Origin of the sequence: Streptococcus sp. 27098_8_23, from assembly GCF_041432195.1 — a bacterium.
In the GTDB taxonomy this organism is placed as follows: Bacteria; Bacillota; Bacilli; order Lactobacillales; family Streptococcaceae; genus Streptococcus.
This window is the reverse complement of record NZ_JAPVZF010000002.1, coordinates 147049-169356: the sequence shown is the minus strand read 5'-3', so window position 1 is coordinate 169356 and position 22308 is coordinate 147049. Positions and strand designations below refer to the sequence as shown.

At 40.2% G+C, this 22308-nt stretch carries 23 protein-coding genes and 1 pseudogene; 22 read left to right on the top strand and 2 right to left on the bottom strand.

The features are described from left to right. Window positions 1-45: 45 nt before the first annotated feature. The 5 genes from O3652_RS04765 (at window position 46) to tsaD (ending at window position 3230) form a co-directional block, all read left to right on the top strand. On the top strand, window positions 46-234 hold the full coding sequence (locus O3652_RS04765; RefSeq protein ID WP_371590122.1) for a hypothetical protein: 189 nt from the start codon (window positions 46-48) through the stop codon (window positions 232-234). 411 nt (window positions 235-645) lie between these two features. Next, window positions 646-861 (top strand): hypothetical protein, encoded by a 216-nt coding sequence (locus tag O3652_RS04760; RefSeq protein ID WP_000492029.1) that lies wholly within the window; start codon window positions 646-648, stop codon window positions 859-861. Between the two features lie 251 nt (window positions 862-1112). Then, window positions 1113-1796 carry a tRNA (adenosine(37)-N6)-threonylcarbamoyltransferase complex dimerization subunit type 1 TsaB gene (gene tsaB, locus O3652_RS04755; protein ID WP_371590121.1) on the top strand — a complete coding sequence of 228 codons (684 nt, stop codon included), beginning with the start codon at window positions 1113-1115 and terminating at the stop codon, window positions 1794-1796. Further along, window positions 1793-2230 carry a ribosomal protein S18-alanine N-acetyltransferase gene (rimI, locus tag O3652_RS04750; RefSeq protein WP_371590120.1) on the top strand — a complete coding sequence of 146 codons (438 nt, stop codon included), beginning with the start codon at window positions 1793-1795 and terminating at the stop codon, window positions 2228-2230. The genes tsaB and rimI overlap by 4 nt, the downstream gene beginning before the upstream one ends. Continuing rightward, window positions 2220-3230: a tRNA (adenosine(37)-N6)-threonylcarbamoyltransferase complex transferase subunit TsaD gene (gene tsaD / locus O3652_RS04745; RefSeq protein WP_371590119.1), complete on the top strand. Its 1011-nt coding sequence runs from the start codon at window positions 2220-2222 to the stop codon at window positions 3228-3230. Before rimI ends, tsaD begins: the two co-directional genes overlap by 11 nt. A gap of 134 nt (window positions 3231-3364) precedes the next feature. Here tsaD and O3652_RS04740 read toward each other — a convergent pair whose 3' ends face one another. Continuing rightward, window positions 3365-5662 (bottom strand): hypothetical protein, encoded by a 2298-nt coding sequence (locus tag O3652_RS04740; protein ID WP_125412601.1) that lies wholly within the window; start codon window positions 5660-5662, stop codon window positions 3365-3367. Window positions 5663-6119: 457 nt separating this feature from the next. Here O3652_RS04740 and O3652_RS04735 point away from each other — a divergent pair. The 12 genes and pseudogenes from O3652_RS04735 to dltD form a co-directional block, all read left to right on the top strand. Continuing rightward, a pseudogene (locus O3652_RS04735) lies at window positions 6120-6245 on the top strand (MutR family transcriptional regulator); the annotation flags it as partial. Between the two features lie 265 nt (window positions 6246-6510). Further along, entirely contained in the window at window positions 6511-7137 is a 627-nt protein-coding gene (locus tag O3652_RS04730) for a hypothetical protein (RefSeq protein ID WP_125412597.1), read from the top strand. A 92-nt stretch (window positions 7138-7229) separates the two neighbouring features. Then, the gene (locus O3652_RS04725; protein ID WP_065371941.1) at window positions 7230-7838 is read left to right on the top strand and encodes a hypothetical protein; all 609 of its coding nucleotides are present in this window, start codon (window positions 7230-7232) and stop codon (window positions 7836-7838) included. A gap of 137 nt (window positions 7839-7975) precedes the next feature. Beyond that, window positions 7976-8671 (top strand): AzlC family ABC transporter permease, encoded by a 696-nt coding sequence (locus tag O3652_RS04720; protein ID WP_000659740.1) that lies wholly within the window; start codon window positions 7976-7978, stop codon window positions 8669-8671. After that, window positions 8661-8984 (top strand): AzlD domain-containing protein, encoded by a 324-nt coding sequence (locus O3652_RS04715; protein ID WP_125412591.1) that lies wholly within the window; start codon window positions 8661-8663, stop codon window positions 8982-8984. The genes O3652_RS04720 and O3652_RS04715 overlap by 11 nt, the downstream gene beginning before the upstream one ends. 102 nt (window positions 8985-9086) lie before the next feature. Further along, window positions 9087-9929, top strand: a complete 843-nt coding sequence (locus tag O3652_RS04710; RefSeq protein ID WP_000724968.1) for an amino acid ABC transporter substrate-binding protein — start codon at window positions 9087-9089, stop codon at window positions 9927-9929. Window positions 9930-10083: 154 nt separating this feature from the next. After that, window positions 10084-10938, top strand: a complete 855-nt coding sequence (locus O3652_RS04705) for a MetQ/NlpA family ABC transporter substrate-binding protein (RefSeq protein ID WP_042903026.1) — start codon at window positions 10084-10086, stop codon at window positions 10936-10938. 118 nt (window positions 10939-11056) lie between these two features. Beyond that, complete coding sequence (locus O3652_RS04700) at window positions 11057-12430, top strand: M20/M25/M40 family metallo-hydrolase (RefSeq protein ID WP_371590118.1); 1374 nt, start codon at window positions 11057-11059, stop codon at window positions 12428-12430. Next, complete coding sequence (locus O3652_RS04695) at window positions 12423-13484, top strand: methionine ABC transporter ATP-binding protein (RefSeq protein ID WP_371590117.1); 1062 nt, start codon at window positions 12423-12425, stop codon at window positions 13482-13484. Before O3652_RS04700 ends, O3652_RS04695 begins: the two co-directional genes overlap by 8 nt. Window position 13485: 1 nt before the next feature. Further along, on the top strand, window positions 13486-14178 hold the full coding sequence (locus O3652_RS04690; protein WP_061428222.1) for a methionine ABC transporter permease: 693 nt from the start codon (window positions 13486-13488) through the stop codon (window positions 14176-14178). Between the two features lie 159 nt (window positions 14179-14337). Next, complete coding sequence (dltB, locus tag O3652_RS04685; protein WP_371590116.1) at window positions 14338-15492, top strand: D-alanyl-lipoteichoic acid biosynthesis protein DltB; 1155 nt, start codon at window positions 14338-14340, stop codon at window positions 15490-15492. Window positions 15493-15539: 47 nt separating this feature from the next. Beyond that, the gene (gene dltD, locus O3652_RS04680) at window positions 15540-16712 is read left to right on the top strand and encodes a D-alanyl-lipoteichoic acid biosynthesis protein DltD (RefSeq protein ID WP_371590115.1); all 1173 of its coding nucleotides are present in this window, start codon (window positions 15540-15542) and stop codon (window positions 16710-16712) included. A 174-nt stretch (window positions 16713-16886) separates the two neighbouring features. Here dltD and O3652_RS04675 read toward each other — a convergent pair whose 3' ends face one another. Then, window positions 16887-17456: an MptD family putative ECF transporter S component gene (locus O3652_RS04675; protein ID WP_033584785.1), complete on the bottom strand. Its 570-nt coding sequence runs from the start codon at window positions 17454-17456 to the stop codon at window positions 16887-16889. Between the two features lie 133 nt (window positions 17457-17589). Here O3652_RS04675 and O3652_RS04670 point away from each other — a divergent pair, with 133 nt between their 5' ends. From O3652_RS04670 to nrdI, 5 genes are all read left to right on the top strand, one after another. Continuing rightward, the gene (locus O3652_RS04670) at window positions 17590-18204 is read left to right on the top strand and encodes a YesL family protein (protein ID WP_371590113.1); all 615 of its coding nucleotides are present in this window, start codon (window positions 17590-17592) and stop codon (window positions 18202-18204) included. Continuing rightward, the gene (locus O3652_RS04665; protein ID WP_371590143.1) at window positions 18182-19852 is read left to right on the top strand and encodes a histidine kinase; all 1671 of its coding nucleotides are present in this window, start codon (window positions 18182-18184) and stop codon (window positions 19850-19852) included. The genes O3652_RS04670 and O3652_RS04665 overlap by 23 nt, the downstream gene beginning before the upstream one ends. Before the next feature lie 11 nt (window positions 19853-19863). After that, window positions 19864-21150, top strand: coding sequence for a response regulator (locus O3652_RS04660; protein WP_371590112.1), 1287 nt, complete (start codon window positions 19864-19866; stop codon window positions 21148-21150). A 58-nt stretch (window positions 21151-21208) separates the two neighbouring features. After that, window positions 21209-21742, top strand: coding sequence for a hypothetical protein (locus O3652_RS04655; protein WP_000740041.1), 534 nt, complete (start codon window positions 21209-21211; stop codon window positions 21740-21742). Window positions 21743-21819: 77 nt separating this feature from the next. Beyond that, on the top strand, window positions 21820-22290 hold the full coding sequence (nrdI, locus tag O3652_RS04650) for a class Ib ribonucleoside-diphosphate reductase assembly flavoprotein NrdI (RefSeq protein WP_268711618.1): 471 nt from the start codon (window positions 21820-21822) through the stop codon (window positions 22288-22290). Window positions 22291-22308 lie beyond the last annotated feature (18 nt).

Sequence of the window (22308 nt, the reverse complement as noted above, 5' to 3'; positions counted from 1 at the left end):
AAAAAGGCTGAGACAAAACTCGGGGATTTTCCTGGAGCAGTCCAGATGGCAGCACCTCTACCTGAAGCGAATGCATCGCAACCTTTGAATGACTTGTCACCAAATCAAACTCGATCTCAGCTTTTACTTAATTCTATCATCTATGAGGCTAAGAAGTCAATCTATAAGTATAACGATGTAGAAATAGCAAGATGGAGTGGAGTGCTTACTGAACAGGCAAGGGAAAGTCCTTAATTTAAGAGTAAGCAAAAAAAGAGGACGTATCTGCTCAAGGGTTCTTTACAGCCCGAAGCTGAAAGTAGCACCTCACCCGTACTTGAAACAAGTACCTTTGAACGCTCTGTCACCAGTCGCCCTATGTTATCCTCTCGATATTTATACTTTACTATAACTTACTGAGGGAATCAACTTTAAAAGCATCAAAAAGCTCCTGACCGAAGTCAAGAGCCATCTAACACTGGGGGCGAATTGTTCAATCGCAATTTCAGTTCTTTAGAAACCAAAGTTTCAGGGATAGCACTGCAACCCGAAGAGTCAACGACTCAACCTGATTTTCCTACCAATGTTGAATTACATTTTAACATTGATAGACCAACATTGTCAACAGTTTAAATAAAAAAAGGAATACCAGAAGGAGGATTAAGAATGTTTAGTTTATTTGAATTTGCAGTAGGGGTTCGCCTCTTGATGTTTGTAGTCTTTGTAGCTTGTGTCTATGGGGGGAATGCCCTGTTTGTGCATCTGGAACACCGCAAAACAAAGTTCCTTTGGAAGCTTGCTTTTGTGACGCTCTATTCAATTTTTCTCCTCCTGGTCACCTATGTTGTCTGGCTCGTTTTCTACTTTGGTTTAAATGCCTAAAGTCAATTATTCCTCTAGATATACAGAAAATCCACCTCGTCTTTAGATGGGATGGATTTTTCTATTTTTAGGTGCTATCTTTATTGTTATGACGATGATTTCTAACGTCGACAATCGAGTTAAGGAATATATGACTTATTTACACTTCTTTTTGTCTAAGTGGTAGGCCTTTTTGTTTGGAAACAAAGAAAATTCCCATGCGTCAGCTTTTGTAGTATAATAGTAAGCAGACAAAAAGATAGGAATGTGTTATGAAAGTATTAGCTTTTGATACGTCTAGCAAGGCTCTTTCTCTCGCTATTTTAGAGGACAAGCAGGTTCTTGCCGAGACGACGATTAATATCAAGAAAAATCACAGTATTACCCTCATGCCTGCCATTGATTTTTTGATGGCAAGTTTGGATTGGACACCCAAGGATTTGGATCGAATCGTGGTGGCTGAAGGGCCAGGTAGCTACACAGGTTTGCGAATTGCGGTAGCAACTGCCAAGACCTTGGCTCATACCCTGAACATTGAGTTGGTTGGCATGTCTAGCCTCTTGGCTCTGGTGCCACGCCAACAAGAAGGCTTACTTGTTCCCTTGATGGATGCGCGTCGCAACAATGTCTATGCGGGATTTTATGAAAATGCCAAGTCAGTCTTTCCAGAAGCACACTTGTCCTTTGCGGAAGTGCTAGAAAAAGTCACGGATGCTGAACAGGTGACCTTTGTCGGAGAAGTTGGAGCCTTTGTGGAACAAATCCAAGAGCATCTGCCACAAGCTAGCTACCAAGAAACCTTGCCAAATGCAGCCAATCTAGCTCTTTGGGCCTGGGATAAGGAAGCAGACTCCTTGCACGACTTTGTGCCAAATTACCTCAAGCGTGTCGAAGCCGAGGAAAACTGGCTCAAGAATCACACCGAGTCTGGCGAGTCCTACATTAAACGCCTATGATAGAGATCAAAAGAATCCAACAGCGACCTGACTTGGCTCAAGCTATCTATGCTATCATGGCAGCTGTTTACCCAGTCAGCCCTTGGACGCTGGAACAAATCCAAGAAGACCTGTCCCAAGATCAGACTTGGTATGCTCTGGCTTATGATGGGGTAGAAGTGATTGGATTTCTAGCTGTTCAGGAGAATCTCTTTGAAGCAGAAGTCCTGCAAATTGCTGTAAAGAAAGCCTATCAAGGACAGAGCATTGCGTCAGCCTTGTTTGCTCAATTGCCGACAGATAAAGAAATTTTCCTCGAAGTCAGAAAGTCAAACCAACGAGCGCAAGCATTTTACAAAAAAGAAAAGATGGCGGTCATCGCTGAGCGAAAGGCCTACTACCATGACCCAGTCGAGGACGCCATTATCATGAAGAGAGAAGTAGATGAAGGATAGATATATTTTAGCATTTGAGACATCCTGTGATGAGACCAGTGTCGCCGTACTGAAAAACGATGATGAGCTCTTGTCCAATATCATTGCTAGTCAAATTGAGAGTCACAAACGTTTTGGGGGTGTAGTGCCAGAAGTAGCTAGTCGTCACCATGTCGAGGTCATTACAGCCTGTATCGAGGAGGCTCTATCAGAAGCAGGAATTACAGAAGAAGATGTGACAGCTGTTGCCGTTACCTACGGACCTGGATTGGTTGGAGCTCTACTAGTTGGCTTGTCAGCTGCCAAGGCCTTTGCTTGGGCGCATGGTCTGCCACTTATCCCCGTCAACCACATGGCTGGGCACCTCATGGCAGCTCAGAGTGTGGAGCCTTTGGAGTTCCCCTTGCTAGCTCTCTTGGTCAGCGGTGGACACACCGAGTTGGTCTATGTGTCAGAGGCTGGTGATTACAAGATTGTTGGGGAAACTCGGGATGATGCGGTTGGTGAGGCCTATGATAAGGTCGGCCGTGTCATGGGCTTGACTTATCCAGCAGGTCGCGAGATTGACGAGTTGGCCCATCAAGGTCAGGATATTTATGACTTCCCACGTGCTATGATCAAGGAAGATAATCTGGAGTTTTCATTCTCTGGTTTGAAGTCTGCCTTTATCAATCTTCACCACAATGCTGAGCAAAAGGGAGAAAGCTTGTCTACAGAGGATTTGTGTGCTTCCTTCCAAGCAGCAGTCATGGATATTCTCATGGCAAAAACCAAGAAGGCTTTGGAAAAACATCCCGTTAAAACCCTAGTCGTGGCAGGTGGTGTAGCAGCTAATAAAGGTCTCAGAGAACGTCTAGCAGCTGAAATCACAGATGTCAAGGTCATCATCCCACCCCTGCGCCTTTGTGGAGACAATGCAGGTATGATTGCCTATGCTAGCGTCAGCGAGTGGAATAAAGAAAACTTTGCAGACTTGGACCTCAATGCCAAACCGAGTCTCGCCTTTGATACCATGGAATAAAGAGTCAGCTTGAAGCTGGCTTTTTTGCTAAAATATTTTAGGTAACTATATATCAGTTTACACTAGACACAATATATAGTGCTTACAAGAATATCAAAAAGGCGACTTCCAAGAGGAAATCGTCTTTTTCATGCTTATTTCAAAAATTCATACTCAAATAGGAATGGCACAATTTCAGAATTATAATACTCTTTTACCATTGTTTTCAATGTATTCAAGTGTCCGTTTAATTCGGGATAGTTATAGATTGTTTTATCATTTTCATCTTTTTCAGATGTGTTAAGCTCATCAATAATCTGATAAACTGAATACGTTAATTTAGAATTATAATTTTTCGTTTTCTTAGCTTCTGTTAGGACTTTTTCCCATTGTTCAAATAAATCAGTTTCTTTAGAACCTTGTTTCAATTTTGCTAAGTTAACTGTTGCTAGTGTATCTCCATTAGTGTTATCCAATGACAACTCATTTCGGTAGAATCGTCCATCAGAACCATATAAACTTCTCATGTGATTTTGCGTTTCAAGTGTTGTGAAGAGCAGAATTTTCAATAAGTCTTGTTCAATCTTGTTACTTGATACAGCTTTATTAAAACGTTCAGCGCCATCGGCAGATTTCATAATATTAGCACGCTGTGTCCAGTGACGATTATAAGTAATGTAGCGACTGGCGGCAAACATTGGGAGCTTTTCTAAGAAGTTATCAGAACGGAGGAAAAATCCATTTCCATCATATCTACCTGCTCTAATTAACGTAGAGTGCAAATCAGGGTTGTCAAATCCAGAACTATATACAGCCATATAACCTATAATATTTTTGTTGAATAACGGGGTAATTCTTTTAGTCATACCAGTATATTCTTTACCATTTAATGCTAAATAAAGTCCATCTGTTTCATCATCGGGGAAAGAACGTTTGTCAAAATAATATTGGCTATAGATAGTCCAAATTCTCTTTACAGTTACATCACTCTCACGTAGAAGTTTTCCTTCTTTATCAATATTATATGCTTCTAAATCAAGTGATTTTTTAGAATCTTTTGGTATTTCCTCTTTACTCCAAAGAGCACACATAATCATAGCATCAATATTGGTATGGAAATGTTTACGGTTAAAAGCATATCCTCCAAGGAATTTTTGATTAATAAGATGTTGTACTTTCCAATACTTAACTGGACTATAAACAATATAACTATCTGTTGGTTGTCTTAGATAATATTTGAAAGCCGACCAAATAAAAACATTCCCAAGATCATTTGTTGATGAACCTCTTGCTTCATTTTTCATTTCGTTTACTAAAAAGCTTTTTTTCCAAGCAGACGATGATTTACCTGAACCAGCTTTTTGATGTTCAATAGAAGTTGTTTCCGCATAAGGTGGATTTTCATACAAAATAATTGTTACTTTTGGATTGTTGATATAGTTTTGAATAATTTCATTATTGATATATTCTTCGCTAAGCGCATCTGCACCTCGTACCAACCCCATATTAAAAGTATCCTCTTTTTCAGTTGGCGGAATAATGTTACGAACTTTGTCACCGAGTAATTCTAGGAGAACTTTATACTCATAGTATTCGACAGTTGACAATACGCAGTGACTTAATTCCTCATCACTCATTAATTTCTCTAAATTTCCAGTTCCGGCACATCTATCCAAAATAATATAATCATTTCCTTCTGGAACACGCTTAATAGCTTGTCGGACTAGCTCCAATGACTTTTGAACATAAGGTTCAGGAGTGTAGAAAGCTCCTAAGTTTTTCTTTTGTAAAGTATCATTGAGTTTATCCATCAAATAGTGAAATTGTGCATTAGTTTCACCGATATAAGGATTGATAAATTCTTTTAGTTTCTCAGGTTTTCGAATTTCACCAATAATTTTAACTTTACCAGTATGATCACCAATAAAATCAGACTTTTTAGCTCCTTTGTTTTCACGATAAAAACGTTCTGCCCAACCAACAATACAGTTTTCATCGATGTTAATTTTTGTATATTGCTTTGAACGTAGTAATTTAATAAGATGATCTTCGTCTAGTGTATTTTTACCGTATTCTAAAACTGCATGAGGATTACCAGAAGAAAAACCAGAGGTTTTTACACTTGCACCACCAAAATATACTTTCTCGATATGTGTTAAATATTCCTGACTATCAAAAACGTAGATTTTTTTATTCGTTAGCGACACAAGCAGAATGTTTTTGGGAATTTCTTTTCCTTTGATTCTCCGAGCAGATAGATATTTGATGGCTTGGAATAGAACAGTGTTAATATCATTGATAACAACTTTAAATTCAAGCAGATTTCCATTTACAATACCATCTGTATAATCCGTTAAAATATCATCTATTTTCAAAGTTTTATCAACTAGAGGTAGATAATCTTGATAAAACTTGAGTTGTCCATCAACTTCGTTTGAGAAATGGTTAGGCATATTGTAGCTCTCCATTTCTCTCTAAAGATAACTCAGAAAACTCAACATAAAAAGCCTTCTCACAAAAATGTGAAAATGCCTGTTTTAATGCTTGACAAAAAACACGTCCGATTACATAATCAGCGTGAGCTGTGAGCTGTGAGCTGTGAGCTGTGAGCTGTGAGCTGTGAGCTGTGAGCTGTGAGCTGTGAGCTGTGAGCTGTGATTGCGTTCATAATACTTAATTTCCTTTATTTTTGTTACTTCTATTATATCAAAATTTTGAAATCCTGCGAAGAATTTAGACATTATTAAAAGACGATTTCCGTTTGTAAGCCGCCTTTTTGATATTCTCGTAAGCACTATATCTTGTGTCTAGTGTAAACTGGTATATAGTTCCAATATTTTATAATATGTTAAAAAAGGAAAAGTATTTACGAATGGAATAGTAAAGAGGGTTTTGGACAGGAGTTTGGTCATGATTGAAAAGATGGCATTGGGAGAATTTTACAAGGAATTGCGATTGACTAGAAAACTCAAGCAGTCAGATGTAGCTTGTGATGGACTGACAGCATCTCAGCTATCCAAGTTTGAGTTAGGGCAGTTTTCGTGTTATACTGTCTTTGTTTCATAGTATAGGAGAAAATAGAATGAAAAAGATAATCTCTGTACTGCACCCCAAAAGTTAGATTTTTCTGTCTAACTTTTGGGGTGCAGTACAGTTTCAGTCTTTTTTATTTTGACTATCTGTTACTAGTTTTTGCTCAATTCCTTGTTACCTTAAATGAAAAAGTAATTTTAGAATCTAACCACGAAATCCGACTCTATTAAAGTTTGTCAATCATAGAGTTTTTTAGTATAGTAGAAATATGAAATTTACAAAAATAATCAGTGGTTTGCTTGCTCTTGGAGTGATAATCTTATTTATAAAATCTTACCAAAATTTTAAAAATTTGGAATTTCCTAGTACGCAGTTAGTCATGTTTAAATCGCTTTCGTTTTATATGTCTGTAGAATCTTTTGAAAATACATTTGTCGCAGCTGACAAAGTCGTGGAAGAGGAGGAAATGGCCTATCGTGATACTTGGCGTGCAGAAGACCCGTATTTCTATAAAACAGGTCGCCTTTTCTACTATTACGAAAATATGAGATGGGAAGGCTATACTATTCGTGCAGATTTCACATTTTCAAAATGGCATACTTTAGAAGAAGTAAGAGTCTCTTTTCCTATCAATTCAAAAGTGGAACAGAAAGAACTACTTGGCAAACTATCGCAGGCTATAAAAACAGAAATTGAATCTTTACCGGACTATCAGTCTATGACAGTTGAAATGGTAGGACTAGATCAAGATTCTTATCAATATAAAGTCAAATTACAAGGGCAAACGGAGGATCTCTGGGTCGAGGTTTATTCGACAGAACTTGGATATCATGAAAAGCCTGAAGATAAGGAGTATGGGGTTGGGATTAGTCAATATCGGAGGCATGCATCGTAATCCTTTCCTTCTATACCATAGAATAAAGAGTCAGTTAATTGTTGACTCTTTTATCTTGGACAAATCCTAGCCTTTTTTTGTATAGTAGAAATATGAAATTTACAAAAATAATCAGTGGTTTGCTTGTTATTGGAACTTTACTCATGCTTTTATTAGCTTGCCAGAATATCAAAAAGACACAACTAGTCTTGTTTGAATCTCTTTCATTCGGCATGTCTCCTAAATCTTTTGAAGAAGTATTGGGAAAGGCTAGCGAAGTGGTGGAAGAAGAGGAAATAGCCTATCGCGATACTTGGCGTGCAGAAGACCCTTATTTCTATAAAACAGGCCGCCTTTTCTATGATTATGAAAATATTTCTTTGAAGGGCTATACTGGTCGAGCAACTTTTACATTTTCAAAGTCGCATCGCTTGGAAACAGTAGCGGCTTATTTTCCTCTTGCCTCAAAAGCTGAGCAGAAAGCATTGCTCAATAACTTATCCCAGACTGTAAAAAAAGAACTTGAAGCTCTTCCAGATTACCAGTCCATGACCACTGATACAGTAGGTCTCTATGATGACGGTTATCGCTATAAAGTCAAGTTGAAGGGACAACAGTGGGAACTCTGGGTCGATGTCTATCCAACAGAAAATAAATATGTTACAGACACAGAAATCGATAAGTATACTATCCGAGTGGATCAATTTCTCATGTATCCATGATGCTTCCTCTTCAGCACTTTTTGCTGGCAATAGGTTTCGAATCCAAAACTTTTTTCTCTTCTTTGAATATGTTATAATAGTCCGTGCTGTAGCTGTGATGACAAACAGCCTCAATTGGAGAGAATATGAGGAGAAGGATGAAAGAAAAAGGATTTTGGGAAGGTGCACAGGCGGCCATGCCGACTGCCCTTGGCTATGTCAGCATTGGCCTGGCTTGTGGGATTATTGGCGCGCCCTATGTGACACCTGTTGAGATGGGCTTGATGAGCCTCTTTGTTTATGCTGGGAGCGCCCAGTTTGCCATGTTGGCACTGATTGCGGTACAAGCGCCTGTAGCAGCTATTGCTATGACGGTCTTTTTGATCAACTTGCGACTCTTTTTGCTGAGCTTGCATGCATCGACCTATTTCCGTCATACTAGTCTCTGGCAAAATATCGGCATGTCTAGTCTCCTGACAGATGAGACCTACGGGGTTTTGATGGGAGAATTAGCCCATACAGACAAGGTCCATCCTATGTGGATGCATGGGAACAATCTCAATAGTTATGTAGCCTGGTTTATTGGGACAGTTGCGGGGACAGCTTTAGGTGGGCTTCTTCCAAATCCTGAGGTCTTTGGCTTAGACTTTGCCCTTGTTGGGATGTTTATCGGGATTTTTACCTCGCAATTTCAGATTATGCAAAGACGGGTTCCTGTACGAAATCTGCTGCGGATCCTAGCCGTGGTTGCGGTGTCCTTCTTTTTGCTCTTGACAGTGGTGTCTCAGTCGCTAGCTGTTTTGTTTGCGACCTTGCTAGGTTGTACCATGGGGGTGGTCTTAGATGGTCAGTAAATATCTTTTGTTAGCCGTTATCTTTTCAGGTCTAGTGACTTGGATTCCCCGTATGATTCCCTTCATCTTGGTTAAGTACAAGAGGCTGCCAGCTATCGTTGAGCGTTTTTTGAAGTTCTTGCCTGTTTCCATTATCTTTGCCTTGATCCTTTCAAGCGTAGTGACTGGCAAGGTTGGCAGCCTTCCTCAGATCAAATGGCTGGACTTTTTAGCAGTCTTTCCAACGGCTTGGGTAGCCTTTCGCTACCGCAATCTAGTGGGTACGGTTCTTTTTGGAGTAGTCTTGATTGCAGTCTTGCGTCTGGTCTTTTAGTCAGCCATAAAAAAAACCTATCACCGAGATAGGTATCATATAATGGCGAAAAAAAATATTTTCTGTTAAGATAGTAAAGTATTCTATTTTGGAGGAAATGACATGAAAAAAATCGTCAAATATTCATCTCTTGCTGCTCTAGGACTTGTTGCCGCAGGTGTACTAGCAGCTTGCTCAGGCGGAGATAAGAAAGATACTGCAACTAGCGAAGCAGCATCTGGTAAGAAAGAAATTATCGTTGCAACCAATGCTTCACCAAAACCATTCAACTACGAAGAAAATGGCGAGTTGACTGGTTATGAGATTGAAGTAGTTCGTGCTATCTTTAAAGACTCTGACAAATACGATGTTAAGTTTGAAAAGACAGAGTGGTCAGGTGTCTTTGCAGGCCTTGATAGCGATCGCTACCAAATGGCTGTGAACAATATTAGTTATACCAAAGAACGCGCTGAGAAATACCTTTATGCAGCCCCAACTGCTAAGAACCCTAACGTTCTTGTAGTGAAAAAAGACGACTCTAGCATCAAGTCGCTTGATGATATCGGAGGCAAGTCTACTGAGGTTGTTCAAGGGACAACATCAGCTAAACAGCTAGAAGATTATAACAAACAACACGCAGACAATCCAACGGTTCTTAACTACACCAAGGCTGATTTCCAACAAATCATGTCACGTTTGAGCGATGGTCAGTTTGACTACAAGATTTTTGATAAAATCGGTGTAGAGACAGTTATCAAAAACCAAGGTTTGGACAACTTGAAAGTCATTGAACTTCCAAGCGACCAACAACCTTACGTTTACCCACTTCTTGCTAAAGGTCAAGATGAGTTGAAATCATTTGTAGACAAACGCATCCAAGAACTCTACAAAGACGGAACTCTTGAAAAATTGTCTAAACAGTTCTTCGGAGACACTTATCTCCCAGCAGAAGCTGATATTAAATAGTCGTATGAAATCATCCAGTCTGAGAAAGGCGGATGATTTCTCAATGTTTGGGTATATAGTTTCAAACTATATGTCTGCCTATCTAATAACAATTTGCTAAATCAAATAAAGTATGAGATACTGTTACGGTATTATTTTTAAAGGAGAAAGAATCATGAAAATTAAAAAATGGCTCGGTGTAGCAGCGCTTGCTACAGTCGCAGGTTTGACTCTTGCAGCTTGCGGAAATTCAGAAAAGAAAGCAGATAACGAAACAGTTGTCAAAATTGCAACAGTTAACCGTAGCGGTTCTGAAGAAGCACGTTGGGATAAAATCCAAGAATTGGTTAAAAAAGATGGAATTAAATTGGAATTCACAGAGTTCACAGACTACTCACAACCAAACAAGGCAACTGCTGATGGCGAAGTAGACTTGAACGCTTTCCAACACTACAACTTCTTGAACAACTGGAACAAAGAAAACGGGAAAGACCTTGTAGCGATTGCAGATACCTACATCTCACCAATCCGCCTATACTCAGGTAAAAATGGGGAAGAAAACAAGTACACCAAAGTGGAAGAAATCCCAGATAACGGTGAAATCGCCGTACCAAACGATGCAACAAACGAAAGCCGTGCGCTTTACTTGCTTCAATCAGCTGGTTTGATCAAATTGGATGTTTCTGGAACTGCACTTGCAACAGTTGCTAACATCACAGAAAATCCAAAGAACTTGAAGATTACTGAATTGGACGCTAGCCAAACAGCTCGTTCATTGTCATCAGTTGATGCTGCTGTTGTAAACAATACCTTCGTTACAGAAGCAAAATTGGACTACAAGAAAGCACTCTTCAAAGAACAAGCTGATGAAAACTCAAAACAATGGTACAACATCATCGTTGCGAAAAAAGATTGGGAATCATCACCTAAAGCTGATGCTATCAAGAAAATTATCGCAGCTTACCACACTGATGAAGTGAAAAAAGTTATCGAAGAAACATCAGACGGTTTGGACCAACCAGTTTGGTAATAAGACATAGGGAGGTGGGAGAGAGTTTCCACCTCTTACTTTTGTATAGAGAGTCGATTTTAAAGAGGCACTTGTGGTTGTTCCAGGGACACAAGTATGTAGTAGAAAGAGAGAGAAAATGGTTTTTCCTAGCGAACAAGAGCAGATTGAAAAATTTGAAAAGGATCATGTCGCCCAGCATTATTTTGAAGTATTGCGCACCTTAATTTCCAAGAAATCAGTCTTTGCCCAGCAGGTCGGGCTCAAGGAAGTCGCCAACTATTTGGGTGAGATTTTCAAGCGTGTAGGGGCTGAAGTGGAGATTGATGAGACTTATACGGCTCCCTTTGTCATGGCGCATTTCAAGAGTTTGCGTCCGGATGCCAAGACCTTGATCTTCTATAATCACTATGATACCGTGCCAGCGGACGGCGACCAGGTATGGACAGAGGATCCTTTTACCCTTTCTGTGCGCAATGGTTTTATGTATGGACGTGGTGTTGATGACGACAAAGGCCACATCACAGCTCGTTTGAGTGCTTTGAGAAAGTATATGCAGCACCACGATGACCTGCCTGTCAATATCAGCTTTATCATGGAGGGAGCGGAGGAGTCTGCTTCCATGGATCTAGATAAGTATTTAGAGAAACACGCAGACAAACTTCGTGGGGCGGACTTACTAGTCTGGGAACAAGGAACCAAGAACGCCTTGGAGCAGTTAGAAATTTCGGGTGGTAATAAGGGTATTGTGACCTTTGATGCCAAGGTAAAAAGTGCGGATGTGGATATTCACTCAAGTTATGGTGGTGTCGTGGAGTCAGCTCCATGGTATCTTATCCAGGCTCTGAGTAGCCTACGTGCAGCAGATGGGCGTATCTTAGTAGAAGGCTTGTACGAGAATGTTCAAGAGCCAAATGAACGAGAACTAGCCTTGGTGGATACCTACGCCCAACGCAATCCTGAGGAAATCAGTCGCATTTATGGCTTGGAATTGCCTCTCTTACAAGAGGAACGCGCAGCCTTTCTAAAACGTTTCTTTTTCGAGCCAGCCCTTAATATCGAAGGGATTCAGTCAGGTTATCAAGGGCAAGGGGTTAAAACGATTTTGCCAGCAGAAGCCAGTGCTAAGTTAGAGGTTCGTTTGGTTCCTGGCCTAGAACCACATGATGTTCTGGAAAAAATTCGGAAACAGCTAGACAAAAATGGCTTTGATAAGGTAGAATTATACTATACCTTGGGAGAGATGAGCTATCGAAGCGATATGAGCGCGCCAGCCATTCTCAACGTAATCGAGTTGGCCAAGAAATTCTATCCACAGGGCGTTTCAGTCTTGCCGACCACAGCGGGGACAGGACCGATGCATACGGTCTTTGATGCCCTAGAGGTACCAATGGTGGCCTTCGGTCTAGGAAATGCCAATAGCCGTGACCATGGTGGAGATGAAAATGTGCGAATCGCCGATTACTACACCCATATTGAATTAGTAGAGGAGCTGATTAGAAGCTATGAGTAGAGATATTATTAAGTTAGATCAGATCGATGTGACTTTTCACCAGAAGAAGAGAACTATCACAGCGGTCAAGGATGTGACCATTCACATCCAGGAAGGGGATATCTACGGAATCGTTGGATATTCTGGAGCAGGGAAATCAACCCTTGTACGGGTGATTAACCTCCTGCAAAAACCATCTGCAGGCAAAATTACCATTGACGACGATGTGATTTTTGATGGCAAGGTGACCTTGACGGCAGAGCAGTTGCGTCGTAAACGTCAAGACATTGGGATGATTTTTCAGCATTTCAACCTCATGAGTCAAAAGACAGCAGAGGAAAATGTGGCCTTTGCCCTTAAACACTCTGGACTCAGCAAGGAAGAAAAGAAAGCAAAAGTAGCTAAGTTGTTGGACTTGGTTGGCTTGGCGGATCGCGCTGAAAACTACCCTTCACAACTATCTGGAGGGCAAAAACAGCGTGTAGCTATTGCGCGTGCCTTGGCCAATGATCCAAAAATCTTGATTTCAGATGAGTCAACGTCTGCCCTTGACCCTAAGACAACCAAGCAAATTCTAGCCTTGTTGCAAGATTTGAACCAAAAATTAGGATTGACAGTTGTCTTGATTACGCATGAAATGCAGATTGTCAAAGACATTGCTAACCGTGTGGCAGTCATGCAGGATGGGCATTTGATTGAAGAGGGCAGTGTCCTTGAAATCTTCTCAGACCCTAAACAACCTTTGACTCAGGACTTTATCTCAACTGCGACAGGTATTGATGAAGCCATGGTCAAGATTGAGAAGCAAGAAATCGTAGAACATTTATCTGAGAACAGTATCTTAGTGCAGCTCAAGTATGCAGGGGCTTCGACAGACGAACCACTTTTGAATGAATTGTACAAACATTACCAAGTAACGGCCAATATCCTCTATGGAAATATCGAAATTCTCGATGGCACTCCTGTTGGAGAATTGGTTGTAGTCTTGTCAGGTGAAAAAGCAGCACTAGCAGGTGCTCAAGATGCTATCCGTCAAGCGGGTGTCCAGTTAAAAGTATTGAAGGGAGGACAGTAAAATGACAGAGTTGATTCAAACTTACTTACCAAATGTCTACAAGATGGGCTGGTCAGGTCAGGCAGGTTGGGGAACGGCTATCTACCTAACTCTTTATATGACAGTTCTTTCCTTCATCATCGGAGGATTCTTGGGGCTGGTGGCAGGTCTCTTCCTCGTCTTGACAGCGCCAGGTGGTGTCTTGGAAAATAAGGTTGTCTTTTGGATTTTAGACAAAATTACCTCTATTTTCCGTGCGGTTCCTTTCATCATCCTCTTGGCAATCATGTCGCCACTTTCTCACTTGATCGTCAAGACTAGTATCGGTCCAAATGCAGCCCTTGTGCCACTTTCATTTGCAGTCTTTGCCTTCTTTGCCCGTCAGGTGCAGGTTGTCTTGGCTGAACTAGATGGTGGTGTCATTGAGGCCGCTCAAGCGAGTGGTGCGACCTTCTGGGATATCGTGGGTGTTTACCTATCAGAAGGTCTTCCAGATTTGATTCGTGTGACGACAGTGACCTTGATTTCCCTTGTTGGGGAAACAGCTATGGCGGGAGCAGTTGGAGCTGGTGGTATCGGTAACGTAGCCATTGCCTATGGATTCAACCGTTACAATCACGATGTGACCATCTTGGCGACCATTATTATCATCTTGATTATCTTTACAATCCAGTTCTTGGGAGATTTCTTGACCAAGAAACTAAGTCATAAATAAATAGAAGGAGCCCAACGGGACTCCTTTTTGTTTTCTCGCCGAACTGCAAGAAGGATAAAGCTTCTTTTTAGAAATATGCTATAATAAACAAAGGTCCCCAATTAGCAAATCAGAAAGTTTGCTATAGAAGGGATGATAATGTAAAGGAGTTTGGCTGGTATGAATTATTTTGAGGGGAATGATTTCTTCCTTCTCTTATTTGTAGTTTTACTGATTGGTTTTGTGGTAAACTTTTTTGAAAAACGTAAAGACTACTATATTTTGGCGCTCTCCCTCTTATTTGCAGGAGCTATCTATGGTAAGAGTCGAGCGATGATTGTCTATTTGCTCGTCTTTATTGTTTACCAGTATTTTCTGGTTTTTCTAGCACAGCGGATAGAGGCAAAGTGGCTGAAATCACTGGTTTTCCTTTCCATTCTTCCTTTGGTAATCAATAAAGTCTTTGCCCTGACTTCTCTGCATTTGTTGGCCTTTATTGGAATTTCTTACATGTCCTTTAAGACCATTCAGATCATGCTAGAGATATCGGATGGCTTAATCAAAGAAAAAATCAGTGCAAAAGATTATCTACAGTTTTTGCTCTTTTTCCCAACAGTTAGTGCTGGTCCAATTGATCGGAGTAGGAGATTTTTAAAAGAGATGAACGAGGTCATGCCACGAAAAGAGTATCTAGAGTTAGCAGGGGACGGTGTGTATCGTATCGTTCTAGGCCTCCTTTACAAGATTGTTTTATCAACCTATGTTTACCAGATGCTACTCGCTCTAAATAATACGGACATAGTCGTTTATTCAATCAAGTATATGTACCTCTATACCTTGTATCTGTTCTTTGACTTTGCCGGCTACAGTCTAATGGCCGTTGGAAGTAGTAACATTCTAGGTATTCAGACACCGATGAACTTTAACAAACCTTTCTTGAGTGTTGATATCAAAGATTTCTGGACCAGATGGCATATCACCTTGTCGACCTGGTTGAGAGATTTTGTATTTTCAAGAGTATTGATGCAGGTTATCAGGAAAAAATGGTTTAAAAATAGACTACACAATGCAACCTATGCCTATATGGTCAATATGTTGGTCATGGGTTTTTGGCATGGTCTTAGTGTTAGTTACATTGTCTATGGTTTTTATCATGGTGTCTTGATGGCTGGATTTGAAGTGTATCAAAAGAAAAGCAATTTTTATAAAAAAAATAAAAATAAGAACTGGTATAAGCTACTAAGTTGGTTTGTGACCATGAATTTGGTTATGATTGGTTTCTTTATCTTTTCAGGTGAACCCTATAAAATCTTACTGACGATTTTAAAGAGATAAGAGATTGAAAAGAAATCGGCCAGATTGAAGGGATAGGATAAAACGAGATGATTAAATTAAAAGCATTTTTACTATCGCTTGTGCTCGTAATTGCGACGCTTGCCCTTTTAAATGTGACGTATGTCAAGAAGCTTGATGATTATTATAAAGTCAAGGATAACAGTATTCGTTATAGCACCTCGTATGAAAAGTATAAAAGTAGAGATATTATAACAAGCAATATCACCCCCAATACACTAGTTCTAATGGGTTCCTCAGAGTTGGTTGCGACGATAAATGAGGACTATCATCCAAATAAAATTTTTAACTACAACGATTTTAATATCATGCAGATTGGGACCAGTTATTCTCAAAACATCATTCAGGCTACGACCTTGGGGTCTATTGAAGGATCGATGACTAAGCGAAAAGTAGCTATAGTAGAGTCGGTTCAGTGGTTTGAAAAAGATGGGACCCATCAAGATGCCTTTTTGAACAAGGCTTCTCAGGAACATATTTTCCACATGCTAGATAATGACAAGATTAGTAAGGAAACGAAAGAGAAACTGATCAATCGCATTATCGAGATTACCAAGGGAAACAAGCAACAAAATGACATCTACAAAAAATACAAAAGTTATTTCATAGATGGAAAAGGAACTATTGTTGAAAAAAAACTATTAGAGTTTGAGAACGTGATGTATTCCTTTAAGCTCAAACAGACTTTTTATCAAAAACATGCCAAATCAGATTATCCTTCGCTAGGAGACAAAACCCCAGACTATGATTGGGAAAAAATGACGGATCGGTTTGTGGAAGAGGTCAAAAAGAAAACAGACAATAATGACTATGCTGTTGATAATAACTACTACAATACTTACTTAAAAGATCGCTATGCATCGCTAAAAGATTCTAATAAAGATTTGAGCTACCTAGAGTCACCAGAATATTCAGATATGGAACTCTTCTTGACAGTTGCCAAAGAATTGGGCATTGAAGTTGAGGTTATTATTTTCCCAGTAAACGGGAAATGGAACGACTACACAGGAGTCTCAAGAGAGATGCGAGAAAAAACTTATAAAAAAATAGAAGATGTCGCAAAAAGCCATGGTGCAACCGTATTAAACTATGGAAACAGAGAGTATGATGATTACTTTTTATTTGACGTGATGCACGTTGGAGTGAAAGGATGGATGGAAGTTGAAAAAGAACTTTACAAATTTGCAAACCAAGCTAACTAACACACATCGTTTAATCTTGTGGACACTATTTTTTTATACGGTTATCTTGAGCATCGTGATTTACTGTTTTGTGACCGATTTTTCGAATATTCAAGAATTTATCTATAGTGAATTTTAAGATTGTATACAAAAAGGCCCTGGAACTAGGCATTGCTAGTCTTCAGGGCTTTTAGCTTATAGTTTATCAGCTATTTTTTGACTTAGAAATTGCCCAATCAAAGCACCCATCAAGGCACCTAGGAGGATGCTTGAAACAAAGAGAAGGATTTTGTCCAACTCTGGAGCGACCATGATACGGTCGATGTATTCTTGGGATTTCCCACGCGAAAGTAAGGCAGCCACGTAAGCTTTGGGACGGATCCACATGAGGAAGATAGGGCCACTTGTGCTAAAAGCAAAGACGAGGAAGGAGAGGGTGTTTTTGATTCGATCTCTGTAGTTTCCGAGACGAGCGATGGCATCTGCTGCAAGACCACAGATGATACCTGGAAGAAAGGCACCAGCACCATGTTTGCTAGCTAGGAAGAAAAGTGCCATAAAAAGTCCTAGAGTGGTGATAGCACCAAAACGAGGGACCTTCGCCAAAAGAAGCATATAGACACTGCCACCGACAAGGGCAGAAAAGGCAGGCGCGTAGAACATATTGCCTGTTTGATCGACTAGGTGTCCTAGGAAGACTCCAATCCCCACACAGAGAAAGTAGAGGACGGCGGCTAAGAGGGTGGTTAAGATATTTTTCTTCATGAGAATCTCCTTGATACAAACTAATAAAACCAATTGTATCACGCTTTTTGAGGATTGTAAATGGGAGTTCTATATTTTTGAAAACGTTTGAAATATGATATAATAGTTACATCGTTAGTTTAAGGAGAGTAGCATGGGAAAATTTCTAGAATTCGTCTTTAATCGTATCTTTTTGGGAATGATTGCGACAGCTTATTTCTGGCTATTAACACTAGCAGGAGGAGTAGTCTTTGGTTTGGCACCAGCTAGTGCAACTCTTATGAGTTTGTATGCGGAACATGGTTATACCTATCGAGCCTACCATTTGAAGGAAGCTTGGGAATTGTATAAGAGTAATTTTGTCAAGAGCAATCTGGCTTTCTATAGTTTTATGTTTGTAGATCTTGTACTGGTTTATGGTTTATATCTTCTAGTTCAATTGCCTCACCAGACCATTTTCCACCTCTTAGCGACCTTTCTCAATGTCCTTGTAGTTGCTCTTGTCTTTCTAGCCTATACTGTTTCCTTGAAACTTCAGGTGTACTTTGATTTATCCTACCAAAACACCTTGAAACTGTCCCTTATCGGGATTTTTATGAGCCTACCTGCGATTGCCAAGGTTTTACTCGGGTCCGCTCTCCTTGTAGGAGTTGGTTATTATATGCCTGCCTTGTTCTTTTTTGTAGGAATTGGAATGTGGCATTTCTTTATCAGTGATATGTTGGAACCTATTTATGAAAGTATCCATGAAAAATTGGCAACAAAATAGAATGAAGCAGTTCTGGCTTCACTCTCTTTTACGGATTTATAGTTCGGTTATGATCGTGGTCATTGCTAGTTTTGCGATTATGCTATCGTATGCTGACTGGGATTCACGTGAGAAAGAGGCCCAACGGGTTGCAGAACGTGTGACCACTCGGACAGTGAGTGAAGTGGAATATTATCACAGAGAGTCAACCCAACTTGCTCAGTCTTTGGTTGAAAATCAGGCCCGCATCGAAGGGATTTACAAGTATTTCAGTCTCAGCACACCAGACTATTTCTATTGGCAATTAGAGCGTAAAACTTCACCTTATATCTCGGTTTCCCTGTATGAAAATATTGATGACCTCTATGTTCGGAATGATTTTGTGACTGGAGTGGCCATTGTTCTTCAGGACTACAAGGAAGTGTATGTTTCGACTAGAGAAAAACGAAGTGGAGAGAAAGTTCCTGCGGAGGATTTTAAGCCAACAGCCAATAGTTTTGCCATTCCTGTTTCCGATCCTGTGTCTGACAAGGATTTAGGAGTGATTTATATCTCCCTATCCCCAGATGTTTTACATGGCGCTATTGACAATACTCGGGGTCATATCCCAATGGCTGTAACAGTAACTTCGCCTTTTGAGACTGAGATGTTCCATATTGGGGAGAAGGTCTCAGCCGAGAGAGAAAACTGGTTTGTAGGTGTCACCTCTCACGGTTATCAGGTTCGAGTTGCTGTTCCTAAAAATTTTGTTCTTACAGGAACTTTGACGAGTTCAGCTGTCATTATTGGGCTAAGTATTCTCTTTATCATCATTTTGTACGTGACCCTTAGACAGACTTTTTCAAATTACCAAAAGCAGGTCGTAGACCTAGTAGATTCGATCGAGGTGATTGCTCAAGGGGAAGAAGGCCTTCGAATCGATACCTCTGAAAAAGACCAAGAGTTGCTTCTCATTGCAGAAACAACCAATGATATGTTGAATCGCCTGGAAAAAAATATCCACGATATCTATCAGCTAGAGCTCAGTCAAAAGGATGCCAATATGCGAGCCCTGCAGGCTCAAATCAATCCTCACTTTATGTACAATACTCTGGAGTTTTTACGGATGTATGCCGTTATGGAAAGCCAGGATGAACTGGCAGATATTATCTATGAATTTAGTAGCTTGTTACGCAACAATATCTCCGACGAGCGGGAAACGACGTTGAAGCAGGAGTTGGAATTTTGCCGAAAATATAGTTATCTCTGTATGGTACGTTATCCTAAATCTATTGCTTATGGTTTCAAGATTGCACCAGAGTTGGAAGAAATGAGGATTCCAAAATTTACACTCCAACCATTAGTAGAAAACTACTTTGCCCATGGTGTTGACCATCGCAGAACGGATAATGTCATCAGTATCAAGGCCTTGAAGGGCCAAGGCTTCGTTGAAATCCTAGTCGAAGACAATGGTCGGGGAATGCCCGCTGAGAAACTAGCTAGCTTGCAAGAAAAATTAGCTCAACGAAGTTTTGAACACGAGGCAAGCTATAGTGGGGAGCGGCAGTCAATTGGAATAGTCAATGTACACGAACGCTTTGTTCTCTACTTTGGGGATCGCTACCAAATCAGTGTAGAGTCAGCTGAGCAAGAGGGTGTTCGTTACCATATCACTATCCAGGATGAATAGAAAGGGTAGAAATGTATAAAGTTTTATTAGTAGACGACGAGTACATGGTGACAGAGGGGCTCAAGCGCTTGATTCCTTTTGAAAAATGGGATATGAAAGTTGTCGCAACAGCCAATCATGCTGACGATGCTCTGGGCTATGTCAAGCATCATCCAGTTGATGTGATTATTTCGGATGTCAATATGCCGGATAAAACAGGACTGGAGATGATCAAGGAGATGAAGGAGATTCTCCCAGATGCCTATTATATCTTGCTGTCTGGCTATCAGGAGTTTGACTATGTCAAGAAAGCAATGAATTTGAGTGTCGTGGATTATCTGGTGAAGCCGGTGGATAAGGTGGAGTTGAGTCATTTATTAGAAAAAATTGCGAGCCAACTTCAGGAAAAGGTGGAGCAAAGCCAGACTCTCAGCCAAGAATTGGATGAAGAAGGCTTTGTCAAGTTCTTAGCAGATAAAGACAACTGGTGGATAGGTCTTTCCAAGGAAAAACAAGGTTCTTTCACTATTCCTTACTATGTTTTGGGGCAAGACTGGCAGATTTTTATCTCTGATCAACCACTAGATGGAATCGTAGTAACGCCTTTTGGAGCGCCCTACCAACAAGCCTTTGAAAAATGGAAAATCAACGCAGAAAAAGCCCTCTTTTACGGTTCAGTCAATCTAGAAAAATCCGAGAGTTTGTTTGCTTATTACGAGCCGATTTATCGGGTGATTATCCAAGGGAATATCAATCAAATCATCGAAGAATTGACCCTGCTAGAGAAGGTTGTTTTGGAGAATACTCCGCGCGTGGCCATCACGAAGCAGCTCTTCACCCAGTTTGTCATGGATGTCTTTCATTTGTTTGAACACCTAAAAGCAGATGATATGACCGAGATTGTCAAAGCTATCCATGCCATTAACACCTTTGAAGAATTGGTTGCCTATATCAAAGAAACCTTGACCAAGTTCTTTGGCCAGTACCGCATGAATGAAAATGTGGTGAGCGTTCTGGAGGTGATTGGGCGTGATTATCAGAAAGAGCTCTCACTTAAGGATATTAGCAAGGATCTCTTTATCAATCCTGTCTATCTCGGTCAGCTGATCAAGAGGGAAACCAACTCGACTTTTGCGGAATTGCTCAATAAACAGCGAATTAAGGCGGCGCAACAACTCTTGCTTTCGACCAGTGATAGTATCGAAGATATTTGCTATGCAGTTGGCTACAGTAATGTTGGATATTTCTACAAGGTTTTCCGTAAATTGTGCGGAAAATCACCAAAAGCTTACCGAAAACAAGTTGAAACCAGCTTGTAAAAGTTGTATTCCTGTACAAAAAATGCTATAATGTTCAAAATATCTTATGGAGGAAAACATGAAAAAGAATCCTATTTATCTTTGGGTCTTGTTAGTCCTATCAGCCCTTATTTCATCTATGTCATTATTTGGAATCTTGAGTCCATTGCCAAGTAAAGATGTGCTTCGTGCTAGTCTGGCGAATAGCGGGACGCTTACTGCTCAGCAATTAGAAGACACAGTCAACTATACTTACCAAGTAACAGCGTCATCGCACTCAATTTTTAATGTAGTTTTGATTGTTTTATCTGCTATTTTAGTTGTGGTAGCCTTTGTGTTCTTAGTTCGTAAAAACGTCCAATTTGCAAACTATGCTTATATTGGCTATGTTCTACTAGCTATTGTTGGTTTGGTTTATAGCTATATGAACGTTCAAGATGCAGTTCAATTAATCAAAGATACTACCCTCGGCTTAGGAATGGGAGCATTAGCACAAGGAACGAATATTTTGTTCATCATCATCAATGTCCTCTTTTTAGCCTTGGTATTCTACAAGATGTGGCGCCAGCAAAAAGATTTGGCTGAAGAAGCCGAAGCAGAAGAAGTTGCCTAAGTATTGACAAAAAAGAACTATCAAGTTACAATTTTGGTAGTTCTTTTTATATCGTAAACATAAAAATCGAGGTCAATATGAAAAAAATATCCTTAGTTTATATCAGTTTGAGTGGGAATACAGAGAGTTTTGTAACCCGACTCAAGGACTATCTCCTGTCTCAGTATGAGGGAATTGAGGTCCAAAAAATCCATATCAAGGATTTGGTCAAGGAAGGGAAAGATTTCTTTGAGATGGACCATCCTTATGTCGCCTTTTTACCAACCTATTTAGAAGGTGGAAATGGTGTCGACAACGGCGATGTTGAGATTCTTACGACTCCAGTGGGCGACTTTATCGCCTATGGAGACAATGCTAGTAAGTGTTTTGGGGTAGTGGGATCTGGTAATCGCAATTTTAATAACCAATACTGCCTGACTGCCAAGCAGTACAGCCAGCGTTTTGGATTCCCAGTTTTGGCTGATTTTGAAATGAGAGGCATGCTGGGAGATATTAAAAAAGTCGCAGCAATCATTGCAGACTTGTATGAGTTAGAAACAGAAAAATAAAGTAGTACTGAGGGGCAG